Below are 16,223 nucleotides of genomic sequence, written 5' to 3'. Positions count from 1 at the left end.
AGGCAACCTGCCGGCTGCCTCTTTTTCGGGAAATCAGCTGGTGGTAGGCGCCGCTACTTCACAAGGCTGATGCGCTTGTTTTCGGCGTTGCCATTGAGAATCAGCCGGCAGATGTAGACGCCGTTGGGCAGATTTTCACTGGTGAGGGGCAGGAAGTAGGCCCGGCCACGCTCCACCTCGGCGTTGTAAAGAGTCGTAATCAGGGCCCCCAGATGGTTGTAGAGGTACACCTGGGCCTTGCCACCCTGCTGGGGATGAAACTGAATAGTCGCCTGGTCGGCCATGGGATTGGGGTACACCTCCAGCGCGCTGCTGGTGCCGCGCGCCCCGGCGGTGGAGTTGGCGAGAGCTACACCTGGCTTGGCCGCGGGCGGGGCGGTACTCGTGCTGCTGCGGACGCTGATTTTGCCGCCGCGCAGGGCCAGAAGCTGGGTTTTGCCCCCAATCCAGTTGTTGGAAAACAGCAGCTCCCCCGTGGACGCACGCAGCGTGACGCCCATCTGATGCGGCGTGCCCGTTACCGTCGACTCGAAGGCCTGCACCGACAGGTCGAGGCTGCCGCCGATACCGACCGGGCTCAACGGGTTGGTAATATCGGTCAGGTTGGCCTTGGTGTTGAAGTCGCCCTGGTTGCCGGCCGCCGTCGATACGGTGCCCAGGGTGTTGATGGCGTTGCTCTTGATCTGGTACGTGCGCCACACGCCTGCCACCAGCCGGCGGAAAATGATGTTGGCCTGCCCCTGGATGTTTTTGCCGCTCTTGTTCCACTTCATCGTGAAGCCGAAGTTCATCTTCGAGTTGGCCGCGGCGGCGTAGGTGCCCCCCGATTGCGCCACCACCACGTTGCCGCCGCCGTTCACGTAGTCCTGGCCGGGCACGGCAATGGTAATCAGCGTGTACTCAGGCGTGCGGCCGGTGTAGTAGTCGCCCTGGGCCTCGGTAATGACCCCGAAGGTGCGGCCGCCGCTGCTGATGTCCGAAGCATTCAGCGTAACGGTATGCACGCCGCTGCGGGCCGTGCCCACCAGGCTTTCGGTGGGGCTGATGGAGCTGACCGCAAAGCTGGTGGTGCCAAACAGGTTGGTTTCACTCGCGCCGTTTGCCAGCTTGAAAACGGCCCGGGCATAGGTGATTGTCCCCCGGGCCTGGTCGGCCGCGTCGGTTAGCGTGGCAATGTATTCCACGTTGGCCGAGGCCGAGATAGGGCTGCTGGTGCCAAAGTATTCGAGGCCGGAATACACGATGTCCGTGTTTTCCCGATTGACCAGCAGGCTCCCGGCCGCGCTGGTGGCACCGCCAATATTGGTGGAGGTCGGCTTGAATACCGCGCTGGTGCTATACGTATCGGCTTTCTGCCCGATGGCAAAAGCCTTGGTCACCGTGGTCAGGCCGCCCGGGCCGGGGAAAGCGGCGGAACCCAGCAGGTACGTGTTGGCGCCGCTGCTCAGGTAAAAATCGACGGTGCCGCTGATGCTGCCGAGCACGGCCTGGGCGCTGGGCGAAGTCACGGTGGCCGTGAAGGTGGCCTGGTCGGAGTATTGCACCGGCCCGGGCGTCGTCAGCGCAATGTTCGACGTAGCCAGCAGGATAGCGGCGGTTGTGCTGGCCGTCGGGTTGAAGGTGTAGTTGCCGGCATCGGCGTCACCGATGCTGATGCCACTCACCGCTACGGGCTTGGCGCTGCCCACATTGGCATTGCTGAAGGTGGCGCTGGCGTAGGATCTGCTCAACATGTCGTTCGGAACCCGGTCGTCGCCGAGCGTAACGCTAGCCGAGGTGGTGCCGTCAAATAGTTTGTCGATGCCTGTGGCCGTGATGGTAAGGGGGCGCGGGCTAATTGTGGCCGTGGTGGTTGGCCTCGGGTTGAGCAGGTAGTAATTGCCGGCATCGGTTCCGGCCAGCGCAAAGTTCTGGCCCGTCACGGTTTTGCCGATACCCACATTTTTCGTGGCGAAAGTTGCCGTGCCATTACTCAGGCTGACCACGTCGCCGGCAACCTGCCCGCTGATGCTCCGGCCCGTAATGGTGGCCTCAGGGCTGCCGTCGTAGACCCGGCTGGCGGCGGTGAAGGTTGGCATCAGGCCGGCCGGCTTGATGGTTGCCCTCGTCGTCGCCTGGTCCGCCGACAGGCTGTAGTTGAAGGCATGGGGGCCGCTGAGCGCGACGGTAGCCGTCACCAGCTTGCCGGGGGCAGCCGCCTTGTCGCTGAACACAGCATTGCTGACTACCACGTTCACCGCGTCGCCACTGATGAGAGCCGCGGCCGGCACGGTGCCGGTGACCGTAGCGGCGGCAGTACCGTCGTAGGTTTTATCGGGGGCGCTAATGGAGGCCGTAAGCTGCTTTTCTGTGATGCGGAAGGGCACATCGGGCGTAACGCTCAGCGTGTAGTTGCTGCTCAGGCTCAGGGTGCCCCGCAGAATAGTATACGCGCCCACCGTGGTGCCTGGCTCCCGGGTCAGGGCGCCGCTGAACGCATCGGTACCCACCAGGCTCACCGGCTCATACAGCAAAGCAGGCTCCGGGGCGCCGTATATTCTGCCCTGGCCAGCCCGCGGCGTTACGGTAATGAGCTTGGGCGTGATGGTAAAGTCGCTGGGAAGGTAGCTAACGGTGTAATTGTCAACCGTGGAAGCATTGGTGCTGCTGTTGAGAATGGTAAGGGCGCCCTGCTCAATAGCGTAGTCGCCCACGTTGCTGCCTTCGGTCCGGCGCAGGACCCCGCTAAAGGCATCGGTAGCCGCCAGGCCGCTGCCCCCCACAGTGTAGGAGTACGAAGCCGGGTCGGGTGAGCCGTACACCTTGGTCTGGCCGCTGCTGGCCGTAATAGTAACGGGCCGGGCCGTCACGGTCAGGGCCGTAGTATTGGCCGGGGCCTGGACCAACAGGTAGTTGCTGAAGTTGGCCGTCAGGCCGGACCCGTTGCTGGCGTAGGTGCCCACCGGACTCGTGGCCGTGGCGGGCGAGGTGAAGCTGATGGTGCCGCCAAGGGCTGTGGCCGGGGTTTCGCCATTCACGAAGCCCGTCACGGTGCCGCCGAGCGGCCCGTTGGCGTTGCCGTAGAGGCGGGAAGTGGGCGTAGCCAGGTACGTTAGCGTGGCCGGCGTGATAGTGGCCGTAGCGGTTGCACTGGCTGCGGGAGCCAGCGCGTAGTTGCCCGCCGCCGCGCCGGTCAGGGTGAAGCCCGTGGCTACTACCGGCTTATCCAGGCCCACATTCTTATCATCGAAGGCCGCCGTGCCGCCGCTCAGCGTCACGGCATCCATACCGTGTACACCCGTAAGCGTGCGGGTCAGAATGAGGGCTGCGCGGGTACCATCGTACATTTTGGGGGCCGCCGTGAAGCCCGGCGTGAGACCCTTGGCGGTAATGCTGGCGGTGGTAGCAGCCGTGGGAGCCGTGAGCTGGTAGTTGCCAGCGGCCGTTCCGCCCAGGGCTACGGTAGCTGTTACGGGTTTGCCGGGGCCGGCAGCAGCATTATCGAAGGCCGCGGCGGTTACCATCACCGTTACCTCATCGGTGCCCAGCACGGCTCCGGCCGGCAGGCTGCCAGTGGCGGTGGCGGCCGCCGTGCCGTCGTACACCTTGTCGGTGGCGGCCAACGCGGCCGTTACGGGCTTGGCCGTAATGGCGGCCGTTGTCGAGGCCGTACCGGTGATGGTATAGTTGCCTGCATCCTGGCCCAGCAGGGTCAGGTTGTTGGCCGTCACGGATTTACCGGTTCCGGCCGCCGCGCTGGCGAAGCTGGCCGTGCCGCCGCTCAGGCTTACTTCATCATCTGCTATAACACCCGTGAGAGTGCGCGTGGCAATAGTGGCCAGCGTAGTGGCATCATATATTTTGTCGGAGGCGGTAATGGCGGCGCCCAGAGCAACGGGCGTGATGCTGGCCGTGGTGGCCGCCGTAGAGCTGAGCGGGAAGTAGTTAAGCTGATCGGCGCCCCCGCTGATAGCTACGGTGGCCGTTACCGGTTTGGCCGCGCCTACATTCCGGGTGTCAAACTCGCCGTTGCTGCTGCTCACCGCCAGGTCGTCGCCGGGCACCTGGCCGCTACCGGCGGGCAGCAGGGCCGTAGTGGTGGCGCTGCGGGTGCCATCATACAGCTTGCTGCTGGCGCTGATGCCAATGCTCAGCGGTCGGGGCGTGATGGTGGCCGTGGTCGTAGCCGTGGGGTTTACGCGGTAGTTGAGCGCATCGGCGCCGGTCAGGGCCAGCCCGGCGGCCGTTACGGTTTTATCCGGCCCCGCCGTTTTGGTCGCGAAGCTGGCCGTACTCACTGTCAGGCTCACCTCGTCGCCGCTCAGCTGCCCACTCACCGACTGCGCCGTTAGCGTGGCCGCGGCCGTGCCATCGTACACCTTGTCGGCCGCCCTGATGTGGGCCGTGAGCTGCACCGTCGTAATATCGGCGGTGGTTGTACTGGCAATGGGGGGAGTGCCCAGCGTGTAGTTGTCGGCGGCCGGGCCGCTGAGAGTGAACCCCGAACCCGTCACCGTTTTGCCAGTGCCGGCCTGGGCATCGGCAAAAGCCGCTGTGCCACCGGCAAGTGTCACGTCCTCACTGCCCACGCGGCCCGTCACCGAGCGGGTTGTGATAGTAGCGGCCGTGGTACCGTCGTAGGGTTTGCTGGCAGCCGTAAACGAGGGCGTGAGCAGTTGGGGAGTAATATCCGCCGTCAGGGGCGTTGGCAAGGCCAGGGTATAGTTTGGGGCGGCGGCTCCGGCCAGGGTCAGGCCCGTCACGGCCACGCTTTTGCCAGTGCCCACGCCGGCCGAGGCAAACGAGCCGGTGGCCGTACCCGTCAGGCTGACAGCGCCCGGGGTTTCATCGGCGGCCACCCCACTCAAGCTTGGCGTGCCGGCTACCGTGGCCGTGGTAGTACCATTATATGGCCGGGAAACGGCGTTCAGCCCGGTTATTGTTAATGGCCTGGCCGTAATAGCAGCCTGGGCGGAAGGAGCGGAGGGCGAGTAGCGGTAATTGGCCGCGTCGGCCCCGGTCAGGGTGAAGCCGCCGGCTGTTACCAGCTTGCCGCTGCCCACCGTGGCATTGTTGAACACGGCCGTGCCTCCTGCCAGCTGCACGTCGTCGCCCGCTACGGCGCCGGTTACCGTGCGGCTGGTAATGCTGGCGCCGGTAGTTGCATCATAGACTTTATCGGCGGCGGTAAAATACGCCATCAGGCTGCCCGGCTGAATGGTCAGCTCGGCGGGCTCACTGGTTGCGGCGTTGTAGTTGGTGCTGCCAGGATAGGAGGCCGTTACCGAGTAGGTGCCGGCCTGGGTAGGAGCCGCGCTGCTGGGGCCGTAGCTGGTGGCACCCGTGCCGCTATAGCGCAGCGCTACGGGAGCAAGAGCGGCGGGCGGAGTGCCCACGCCAGTAGCCGAGCCGCTGCCCCCGTGCGCCTGCTTATCGTAGAAGAAGCTGCCGCCCACTGCCGTTACGGTCGGGTTCACGGGGCTGACCGTCAGCAGAACCGACTTGCTGGCCGGGTGGTAGTTGTCCGTAGCTCCGGCCGTGACGGTGAGCGTCTGGTCGGGGCCGGCGTTGAGCACCGTGCCGGCGGCCGGCAAATAGCTGAGCGGGCCGGGCTCGGAGCCACTTGCTACGCCGGCCACCGTAGCCATCAGCTGATTACTTCCCAACGCCGTGCCGTAGGAAATAGGGGCCGGCGCGTTCCAGGCAATCGTCTGATTGGCTTTCTGCACCAGCAAAGAGTTCGAGCCGGTCGCCGGAGTGTAGTTGGGGCTGGCGGGCGTAAACTCGACGGTGAGGATATAGGCCGTAGCGCGGGCGTTCAGCCGGGTTGCGGCGGTCAGTACCGTGGGGCCCAGCTTGTAGACATACGTGCCCGGCACGGCGGTGCCATAGGCGGCCGCCGTAGCCGTGAGCTTGCCGTTCAGGTCATCCCCGTACATACTATCGGGGAGCGGGCCCCAGGCCAGGCTCGGGGTAGCGGGAGCTACCGTGAAGGTGCGCGACACGGCCGGGGCCGCCAGAAAATCGGGGCTGCCTGCCTGGGTGGCGGTAATCGTGACGGAGCCAATGCCGCTGACAGTTACCTCGCCGGTCGTGGTATTGTAGCTGGCCGGGCCACTCACGGCCACGCTCACCGGCAGCCCGGAAGACGCCGTGGGCGCAATCAGGAAAGGGGCCTCGCCATATATTTTGTTGTCGAGGGCGGCAAACGTGATGCTCTGGCTTTGCTGCACCGTAAAAGCCACGCCGTTGCTGCTTTGTGCGTTGCTCTTCACCAGCACCGGCCCAGTGGTAGCACCAGGCGGCACGCTCACCGTAATCTGGGTGGCCGAGTTGACCACAAAGCCGGGGGCGGCCGTGCCATTAAAGGTCACGGCGCTGGTGCCGGTGAAGTTGGTGCCGGTAATAATCACGCTCGTGCCGACCGGGCCGCTGGGGGGCGCCAGGCTAGTGATGGTGGGAGGGGCCAGCTGGTTTAAGCGGACACTGGCAGAGTTGCTTTGCTGGTTGGCTGCCACCATGTCTAAATCCTGGTCTCCATCTATATCCCCTAATACCACATGTTGGGGGTAGTTGCCAACAGCTACTTCCGGATTGGTAGCAGGAGCTGTGAAAATACCCGTGCCATTGTTGAGCCGGATAATAACCCTGTTAGTCGTGACGGTAGGAATCAGCGCGTCCAAGTCACCGTCGCCATCAATGTCCCCCAACGCTAACTTGCGATTATCTGAGGAGCCCAGCGCCACCTGCGCGTTGGCAGATGGAGCGCTAAAGCTGCCTGAGCCATTGTTGAGCCGCACGTTCATGGTACTAATGCCGTTACTGGCCGTAAGCATATCAAGGTCGCCATCCCCATCCACATCCCCTATCGCCAGGCTGATTGGAGCGGATCCTACCGGAACCTCCGCATTAGTAGCTGGGCTGGTGAAGACGCCCGCATTGTTATTCAGCCGGACGCTGACGGTGCCCGCTGCATGGTTGGCCGCCAGAATATCCAGGTCGCCGTCGCCGTCGATATCGCCCAAAACAACGCAGCTGGGGTTAGTGCCAATTGTTACCTGCGCGTTGGTTGCTGGCGCGGTAAAGCTTCCTTGGCCGTTGTTGAACCGCACGCTGGCTGTGCCTGCACCGTTGGTCGACACCATGTCCAGGTCGCCGTCGGCATCCAGGTCGCCCAGGGCGATGTTGTAAGCCCCGCTGCCGACCGGCACTTCTGAATTAGTCGCAGGTGCTGTGAACACCCCGGCCCCGTTGTTAAGCCTTACGCTGGCGTTGGTGGAACTATAGTTAGCTGTCACCATATCCAAGTCGCCGTCGCTGTCGATGTCGCCTAGGGCTGCATAATAAGCTTGGCTTCCTACCGATACCTGCGCATTGGCAGCTGGCGTCGAGAAGCCGCCCGTGCCATTGTTGAGCCGGATATTAATGGTGTTTGTGCTGGTACTAGTCACCAGCATGTCTAAGTCTCCATCCCCATCCACGTCGCCCAGGGCCACGGACATGGGACTGGTAACTGAGGAAACCTCAGCGCCACCGCTGAACGTGCCCGGGGCAACCGCTGCTGCTGTCGTAAACTGGAAAACCTGACCCGGGACCAGATTTTTATTGCCATTGTTGCTTTCAACGGCCGAAGTGATGGTAGAATAAACCGTTTCACCTGGCTTGAAGCTTAGAACAGGGAAGGAGAGGGCATTGCCGCTCACGGTTGCCGTGCCCGCCCGCTTGCCGCCCGCCTGCTGACTAAACACTTTCAGCGAACCGGCTACTGTGGCATTATTAAGCAGATTCAAATCGAAAAGAGCGGAAACGGCAGCCATACGCGGGGCTGAGCGGGCATTGCGGCTCGGCGAAAGGATGGTCAGGGCTAGGCCCGGGCCGTCGGTGAAGACGGTTTGCGCCCGGGTGCCGGTGGTCTGGCCCACGGCCGTTACCGTGAACCGGACGCCTAGGTGCCGCTGCTCGATGTTGTAGTCGATCTGCCAGCGGCCGGCGGCATCCACGGCCACATCATAGCTGTGAAAATCCGGGTAATCAGGCTCCTCCTGAAATTCGACGTGTACTAACTGGTCCTGGATCCAGCCGGCGCCGGTAATATGGGCCACCTGGCCCGGCGAGTAGTCGTCTTTATCGGAGCTGACGGTGGGGGTGTACGGGGCCGTCTGGGCCAGCGCCGTTAAGGAACCAAGCAACAGACAAAGCAGCAGGGCGCCAACGAGAAGCCGGCTGCCCCGCGAGGTGGGAAATAGAAGTGTGGCCATAGGTGTGAGCGTAAAATGAGCATGAGCAATAGAGGTAGGGGGAGCGGGGCAAAGCAAAGCCAGGCCCGCCAGCGCTGGTGGCTTGCGGGAGGTGTTAAACTGTATTTTGGCTTTGATTTACTGTAATATATCATTAAAAATAATGACACATCATGGTGATTATAGTTTTATATCAACTTTTATTTGCATTGTGTCGTTAGATGTATCTGTCATAATGAATAGGGTTTATACTATATTTTCAGTTCACCCTCCCGGTACATAGCTTTTGTGGGGGCAGTCCAGCCGAAAAGCGCTGAGCAGAAATAGCAGGCTGTTGTATCTTTGCCCCGGTGATACGATCAGCACTTGCCCTTTTCTTAAGTGTGCTCATGCTCGTGAGCAGTCTGGTTCCGCAGAACGATGTGGAAGAGCTGAGCAAGCTGCCCCAGCTTGTGCGGCACTTCCGCGCCCACGCGGCCACCACCGCGCAGCCGCTGTCGGTAACGCAGTTTCTGGGCTTGCACTACGGGGCCGCCAGCACCACCCACGACCAATACGTGCGGGCCGCCCACCAGGGCCAGGAGCACGACACGCTGCCGCTGCGCGGGCAGCACAACTTCCCCAACCTCGACTACATCGTGCCGGCCACCCACATTGCGGTGCTGGCCCGGCGCGCGGCGCGGCCCATGGCCACCTACCGCCCGCACAGCCGGCCGCTGTATGCCTTTTCCCTGGCCAACAGTCTGTTGCAGCCGCCCCGAAGCCGCGCCTAGGCGCTACTGGCGGAGCTGGGCCTTCTGCTCTGGGCCTGTCGTCGTTGGCTTTCGGGCACGTAGAAAGCCGGCCGGAGTTGTAGTGCCCGTGCGCGCAGTCACTTTCCTTCTTGTAGCCTGAGTAGTACCAGCTTGTTTTCCGGCTGGTGGGTTTGCGCGCGTAGCCGGCTGAGGCCGGCGCGGCGGCACGCCGTGGGCTAACACTCCTTTGCTTATGCTTACCCGAATAATTGCGGCCAGTATCCGCAACAAGCTTTTTGTGGCCCTGCTGGTGCTGGGCCTCGTGGCCTGGGGTGGCTACTCGGCGGCCCACCTGCCCCTCGACGCCATTCCCGACATCACCAACAACCAGGTCCAGGTCATCACCCAGAGTCCGGCCCTGGCCGCCCAGGAGGTAGAGCAGCTGCTTACCGTGCCCCTGGAGCAGCAGCTGCGCACGGTGCCCGGCGTGGAGGAAATCCGCTCGACCTCCCGCTTCGGCTTGTCGGTGATTACCGTCGTGTTCGGGGATGATGCCGACACCTACCTCACCCGGCAGCTGGTGGCCGAAAAGCTAAAGACGGCCGAAAGCAGCCTGAGCCCCGAGGCCGGCCAACCCGAAATGGCCCCCATTACCACCGGCCTGGGCGAGATTTTCCAGTACTCCATCCGCATCGAGCCCGGCTTTGAAAAGCAGTTTTCCCTGAGTCAGCTGCGCGACGTGCAGGACTGGCTGGTGAAGCGGCAGCTGGCCGGCGTGCCGGGCGTGGTCGACGTGAGCAGCTTCGGCGGGGCGGTGCGGCAGTACGAGGTAAGCGTAAACCCCGAGCGGCTGAACGCGGCCGGGGTGTCGGTGGCCGAGCTGTTCGGAGCCTTGCAGGCCAACAATGCCAACACCGGCGGCTCCTACCTGGAGCAGGGCCCCAACGCCTACTTTATCCGGGGCGAAGGCCGCGTGGCTTCCCTCGATGACGTGGGCACCATCGTGGTGAAGCACACCCAGGGCCTGCCCGTGCTGGTGCGCGACGTGGCCGCCGTCCGCTTCGGGCAGGCTGTGCGCTACGGGGCGATGACGCGCAACGGTCAGGGTGAAACCGTGGGTGGTATCGTGCTGATGCTCAAGGGTGCCAGCTCCGAACAAACAATCAAGGGCGTGAAAGCGCGGGTAGTCGAAATCCAGAAAGCCCTGCCCAAAGGCCTGGTTATCGAGCCGTTTCTGGACCGCACCAAGCTCATCGACAAAGCCATCCGCACCGTGACCAGCAACCTGGTGGAAGGCGGCGTGATTGTGGTGCTCGTGCTGCTGCTCTTGCTGGGCAACCTGCGCGCCGGCCTCGTGGTGGCCTCCATGATACCCTTGTGCATGTTGTTTGCCCTGGGCATGATGCGCACCTTCGGCGTGTCGGCCAACCTGATGAGCCTGGGCGCCCTCGACTTCGGCCTTATCGTGGATGGGGCCGTGATTATCGTGGAAGCCATGATCTTCCACCTCGTGCACCACCGCCGGCAGGCCGAAATCGAGACGATGGACTACGTGGCCGAAACGGCCGCCACCCGCATGATGCGCTCCGCCTTGTTCGGCCAGCTCATCATCCTGATTGTGTACTTCCCCATTCTGGCCCTGACCGGCATTGAGGGCAAGATGTTCCGGCCCATGGCCCTGACGGTGAGCTTCGCCATTATCGGGGCTATGCTGCTGTGCCTGACCTACGTACCGGCCGTGTCGGCGTGGGCGCTGCGCAAAAACATCAAAGAGGATGGCACCTTTGCCGACCGCCTGATGAAGTTTCTTTACCGCGGCTACCGGCCCCTGATTACGGCGGCCCTGCAGTGGCGGCGGCTGGTGGTGGGCGGGGCCCTGGCTTTGCTGGCCGGAGCCGTGGTCATCTTCCTGCGCATGGGCGGCGAGTTTGTGCCCCAGCTCGACGAGGGCGACTTTGCCGTGAACGTGACGCTCAAGCCCGGCTCCTCGCTTAGCCAGAGCATTGCTACGACCACCAAGGTGCAGCAGGTATTGCTAAAGAATTTTCCCGAAATCGAGCAGGTAGTGGGCAAAATCGGCACCTCGGAAATTCCCACTGACCCGATGTCCCTGGAAGACTCCGACCAGATCGTGGTGCTCAAGGACCAGAGTGAATGGACCTCGGCCAGCTCCCGGGAAGAGCTGGCGGGCAAGATGCAGCAGGCTTTGGCCGGCATTCCGGGCATTACCCTGGAGTTTCAGCAGCCTATTCAGATGCGCTTCAACGAGCTGATTTCGGGCGTGAAGTCGGATATCAGCATCAAGATTTACGGCGACGATTTGGGTGTGCTCTACGACAAAGCCACCCAGGCCGGCAACCTCATCCGGCCCCTGGCGGGCGTGGGCGACCTGAAAGTAGAGCAGATGGTGGGCCTACCCCAGCTGCGCGTCACCTACGACCGGCAGAAAATGGCCCGCTACGGCCTGAAAGTGGCCGATTTGAACACGCTGCTGCGCGCCAGTTTTGCCGGCGACGTAGCGGGCCAAGTGTACGAGGGCGAGCGGCGCTACGACCTGGTGCTGCGCCTCGACTCGGTGAACCGCCGCAGCATCACGGACTTGCGCAGCCTCTACGTCGATTTGCCCGGTGGCCAGAAGATTCCGCTGGGTGAAGTAGCCACCGTGGCCTTCCGCAACGCGCCCATGCAGGTGTCCCGAGACAATGCCCGGCGCCGCATCAATATCGGGGTGAACGTGCGCAACCGCGACGTGGAAAGCCTGGTGGCCGATATTCAGCAGCAGCTCAACACCCATCTGAAGCTGCCGCCGGGCTACACCGTGGCCTACGGCGGGCAGTTCGAGAACCTGCTCCAGGCCAAGTCGCGCCTGCAAGTGGCCGTGCCCGTGGCGTTGCTGCTGATTTTTCTGCTGCTCTACCTGTCTTTCCGCTCGGTGAAGCAGGCGGCTTTGATTTTTACCGGTATTCCGCTGGCGGCCATCGGCGGGATTCTGGCTTTGTGGCTGCGCGGCATGCCCTTTAGTATTTCGGCCGGCGTGGGCTTCATTGCCTTGTTTGGCGTGGCCGTGCTCAATGGTATTGTGCTGGTAGCCAGTATCAACGACTTTGCCGCCAACGGGGTACGGGCCGTGCACACGCGGGTGCTGCACGCCACGGCCGAGCGGTTCCGGCCGGTGTTGCTCACGGCGGCCGTAGCGGCGCTGGGCTTTCTGCCCATGGCCTTGTCATCGGCGGCGGGGGCGGAGGTGCAGAAGCCCCTGGCTACGGTGGTTATCGGCGGGCTGATTTCGGCCACCCTACTTACGCTGGTCGTATTGCCGGTGCTCTACACCCTGTTTACCAAGGACGGGGAGCCCAGCCCGACCGATGAAACGCCCGAACATCAGCCTCGGGAAGCCGGCCACTTGGCCAAGGCCGGCCGCCTCACTACGGTACTCTTGGTGCTAGGCGGCCTGGCGCTGGCGGTAGCACCGCAGCAAACGGTGGCCCAAAATCAGCCGGGCAATTTGCCCCTCAGCCTAAACCAGGCCCTGCAACTGGGCGCCCAGCAAAGCCTGCTGCTGCAAACGGCCACCCTGGAAACCCAGCGCCAGCGCGCCCTTACCCGCACCGGCTACGATGTGCCCCGAACATCGGTAGACTACCAATTCGGCCAGATTTCGGGCCCGTTGCGCGACCAAAGCCTGAACATTGTGCAGCAAAGCGCCCTGCCCCAGGTGTACGCCGCCCAGCGCAAGCTGCTGGAAACCCAGGTGCTCACGGCCGAGCAACGGGCCCGCAGTCAGCGCCGGGAAGTGACGCAGGCTATCCGCAGCGCCTACTACGGGCTGCTGACCGACTACCGCCGCCTGGCTGTGCTGCGCCGCCAGGACAGCCTGTACCGCCGGGCTGCCCGGGCCGCCAGCATCCGCTACCGCACCGGCGAAACCAACCGTCTGGAGCAGGTATCGGCCGAGGCCCGGGCCCAGGAGCTGCACAACCAGTTGGCTACCCTGCGCACCAACGTGCAGGTGCAGCGCCAGCAGCTCGGCGTGCTGCTCAACGCCGGCGGCCCCATCAGTATCGACACTACCACCAGCCTGGTGGCGCCCCTGACGGCGGCCGATACGGTGCTGCTGACCTCGGAAGCTAACCCGACACTGGCGTTGCTGCAGCAGCAAGTGGCTAGCAGTCAGCAGCAAACCAAGGTAGAGAAGCTGCGTCGTCTGCCCGAGGTGCGGGCCGGCTATTTCGCCCAGACTATTAATAAGGAGCGGGGCTTCCAGGTGGGGCAGGTGGGCGTGTCGGTGCCGCTGTTAGGCGGGGTGCAGAAAAACCGGATTGCGGCCGCCCAGCTCGGCGAGCAGGTGGCCGCTTCGGAGCTGGCCTACGCCACGGCCCAGTTGAACGGGCAGGTGGCGGCTCTGCGCCAACAGCTGCTGCGGGCCCGCGCGTCGCTCAGCTACTACGAGCAAACCGCCCTGCCCCAGGCCCGCCTCATTCTGACCACGGCCGAAAAAAGCTTCCGCGCCGGCGACATCGACTACGTAACCTACGTGGTGAACACCGAGCCCGCCTGGCAGATTCAGCAAGCCCACCTCGACCAGGCCCGCCAGTACAACGAGCTGGTTATTGCCCTTCAAACCATCACCGGCGCTGACCTCTAGCGTCCGGCCCCTTTTCGCGCTTTCTCATGCTTCGCTTTTCACTAGTTTACCTCGTTTTCGCAGTGGCCGGCGCCAGTCTGGCATCCTCCTGCCAGTCCAACAGCAAGGCGGCCGAACCCGCCACGCCTGCCGCAGCGCCGGCCACTCCGGCCTCGCCCGACCTGATTACCCTGAGTCCGACCCAGCTCACGGCGGCCGGCATTGAAATCGGGAGCTTTACGCACAAGAATATGACCACCAACGTGCTGGCCAACGGCGTGGTGGACGTGCCGCCCCAGAACCGCGTGTCCATCAGTGCCGTGCTGGGCGGCTATGTGCAGCGCGTGGAGGTGCTGCCGGGTCAGCAGGTGAAAAAAGGCGCCGTAGTAGCCATTCTGCGCCACCCCGACTACCTCAAGCTGCAACAGGAATACCTGCAGGCCCGGGCCCGGCTCACGTTTCTGAGTCAGGAGCTGGAGCGCCAGCGGGTGCTGGACGTGGAAGATGTGGGGGCCAAGCGCAAGCTGCAGCAGGCCCAGGCCGACTACGCCACCGAGCAGGCCACCGAGCGGGCCCTGGCCGGGCAGCTGCGCCTGCTGGGCCTGGCACCCGAGCGGCTGCGGGCGTCTTCCCTGACCCCCAATGTGGCCCTGACTACCCCGCTGAGCGGCTTTGTGAAGGCCGTCAACATCAACCCCGGCCAGTACGCCAACCCCCAGGATGTGCTGGTCGAAATTCTGAACCACGCTGATTTGCACCTGGAGCTCAAGGTGTTTGAGAAGGATATTGCCCGCCTGCGCAAAAACCAGAAGATCTTGTTCAAGGTGCCCAGCAGCTCGGTGCAGCAGGAGTTTTCGGCCCACATCTACCTCATCGGCCAGGACTTCGACGGGGAGGCCCGTACCGTGAACGTGCACGCCCACCTCGACGATAATAAGGCCCCGGTGCTGCCCGGGCAGTACGTAGCGGCCCAGATTCAGACCGGCGGGGCGCGCCAGCCCACCTTGCCGGAAGAGGCCGTCATTCAGGCCGGGGAGCTGAGCTATATCTTTGCCCGGGTTGGCAAAACCGGCAACCAGTTCCGGCGCTACCGCGTTCAGACGGGCTCGGTGCAGAGCGGCGACGTGGCCATCCGGCCCCTCGACGAACTACCCGATACCACCCAGCTCGTGCGGCGCGGGGCGTACTTTCTGGAGGCGGAGCTCAGCAAAGGCCAGCAACAGGAAGAGTAAACCCCTGGCCCCCGCCGCTGCCTGCCAGCAGAAAGCTGCTATCCAATCCGCTTTTCCCGACCCCAATCCCACCACTTATTACTTACTGCCTAACCGCCGCCCGCAAGGCCGGCCGGAGCGGGCTTATTCACTCTTTTTTGCCGGTATCTATCTGATGGGAAAATCAAAATTACTGCCGCTGGCTTTGGGCGGCTTAGCTATTGGCACCACCGAGTTTGTGATGATGGGGCTGCTGCCCAACATTGCCGCCGAGTTCCGCGTCACGATTCCGCAGGCGGGCTACGTTATTTCGGGCTACGCGCTGGGCGTCGTCATCGGGGCGCCGCTGCTGGCCGTGGGGGGCGGGGGCGTGGCCCCCAAGAAAATGCTGATGCTGCTGATGCTGCTCTTTGCGGTGTTCAACACGCTGTCGGCATTTGCGCCCAACAATACCGTGCTGTTCATTACCCGGCTGCTGTCGGGGCTGCCACACGGGGCCTTTTTCGGGGTGGGTTCGGTGGTGGCTAGCCGGCTGGCCGAGAAGGGCAAGCAGGCCCAGGCCATTTCCATCATGTTTGCCGGCCTCACGGTAGCCAACCTGCTCATGGTGCCCATCGGTACCTACATCGGCCACCACTATTCCTGGCGCTACACCCTGGCCGGGGTGGGCCTGATCGGGCTGCTTACGGTGCTGGCCGTGCAGCTGGTTCTGCCGGCGCTGGAGCCCGAGCAGAACGGCTCCGTGAAGGCCCAGCTGAAGGCCTTCAACAAGCTGGAAACCTGGCTGATTGTGCTGCTCACGGCCATTGGCACCGGCGGCCTATTCTGCTGGATCAGCTACATTGCCCCGCTGCTCACCGACGTCTCCGGCTTTGCCCCCGAGCAGGTACCCTACATTCTGATGGTGGCCGGCCTGGGCATGGTGGTGGGCAACGTGGTGGGCGGCAAGCTGGCCGACCGCCTCAGTCCGCTCAACGCCTGCCTGGTGCTGCTGCTGACTATGGCCGGCACCCTGCTGCTCATCTACTTCGTGGCCGCAAGTCCGGCGTTGTCCATCGTCATGACCTTTATAGCGGGCGGCTGTTCGTTGGCCGTAGCCGCGCCCATCCAGATTATGATGATTCACTCCTCGAAGGGGGCCGAAACCCTGGGCGCGTCCGTCACCCAGGCCGCCTTCAACATTGGCAATGCCCTGGGCGCTTTTCTGGGCGGCCTGCCCATTGCGGCCGGCTTCGGCTACACCTCCCCGGCCCTGGTGGGCGTGGGCATGGCCCTGGCCGGCGCCGGCTTCGCCCTGCTGCTGCTGCGGCTGCAGGCCCGCCCGCCCCAACCCGAGCCCGTGCGGCAGGCCGTGGCTGGCTAGCCGACTAGGGGCGGGGCAAATCGTTGATTTGTGCGGTAGATGCACGCTTTTGTGTCTTCTTTGGCCTGGGCCACG

General features: G+C 63.6%; 5 protein-coding genes. 4 read left to right on the top strand and 1 reads right to left on the bottom strand.

Features of this window, described 5'->3' with window-relative positions; translation table 11 throughout:
- Positions 1-53: 53 nt before the first annotated feature.
- On the bottom strand, positions 54-8,237 hold the full coding sequence (locus LGH70_RS13125) for a YDG domain-containing protein (RefSeq protein WP_226186319.1): 8,184 nt from the start codon (positions 8,235-8,237) through the stop codon (positions 54-56).
- Positions 8,238-8,605: 368 nt separating this feature from the next.
- Between LGH70_RS13125 and LGH70_RS13120 the strand changes: the two genes are divergently transcribed.
- The 4 genes from LGH70_RS13120 (at position 8,606) to LGH70_RS13105 (ending at position 16,148) form a co-directional block, all read left to right on the top strand.
- Positions 8,606-8,989: a hypothetical protein gene (locus LGH70_RS13120; protein ID WP_226186316.1), complete on the top strand. Its 384-nt coding sequence runs from the start codon at positions 8,606-8,608 to the stop codon at positions 8,987-8,989.
- A 214-nt stretch (positions 8,990-9,203) separates the two neighbouring features.
- Positions 9,204-13,595, top strand: a complete 4,392-nt coding sequence (locus LGH70_RS13115) for a CusA/CzcA family heavy metal efflux RND transporter (RefSeq protein WP_226186313.1) — start codon at positions 9,204-9,206, stop codon at positions 13,593-13,595.
- Positions 13,596-13,621: 26 nt separating this feature from the next.
- Entirely contained in the window at positions 13,622-14,806 is a 1,185-nt protein-coding gene (locus LGH70_RS13110) for an efflux RND transporter periplasmic adaptor subunit (RefSeq protein WP_226186310.1), read from the top strand.
- Positions 14,807-14,960: 154 nt separating this feature from the next.
- A complete protein-coding gene (locus LGH70_RS13105; protein ID WP_226186306.1) occupies positions 14,961-16,148 on the top strand; it encodes an MFS transporter in 1,188 nt (395 codons plus the stop codon).
- Positions 16,149-16,223: the final 75 nt, after the last annotated feature.

The organism is Hymenobacter nitidus (assembly GCF_020447315.1).
In the GTDB taxonomy this organism is placed as follows: domain Bacteria; phylum Bacteroidota; class Bacteroidia; order Cytophagales; family Hymenobacteraceae; genus Hymenobacter; species Hymenobacter nitidus.
This window is presented reverse-complemented; position numbering and strand designations above follow the sequence as displayed.

Bases quoted from the DNA above. Each gene is read 5' to 3' on its own strand.
- LGH70_RS13125 (WP_226186319.1), bottom strand. From the start codon at position 8,237: ATGGCCACACTTCTATTTCCCACCTCGCGGGGCAGCCGGCTTCTCGTT.
- LGH70_RS13120 (WP_226186316.1), top strand. From the start codon at position 8,606: ATGCTCGTGAGCAGTCTGGTTCCGCAGAACGATGTGGAAGAGCTGAGC.
- LGH70_RS13115 (WP_226186313.1), top strand. From the start codon at position 9,204: ATGCTTACCCGAATAATTGCGGCCAGTATCCGCAACAAGCTTTTTGTG.
- LGH70_RS13110 (WP_226186310.1), top strand. From the start codon at position 13,622: ATGCTTCGCTTTTCACTAGTTTACCTCGTTTTCGCAGTGGCCGGCGCC.
- LGH70_RS13105 (WP_226186306.1), top strand. From the start codon at position 14,961: ATGGGAAAATCAAAATTACTGCCGCTGGCTTTGGGCGGCTTAGCTATT.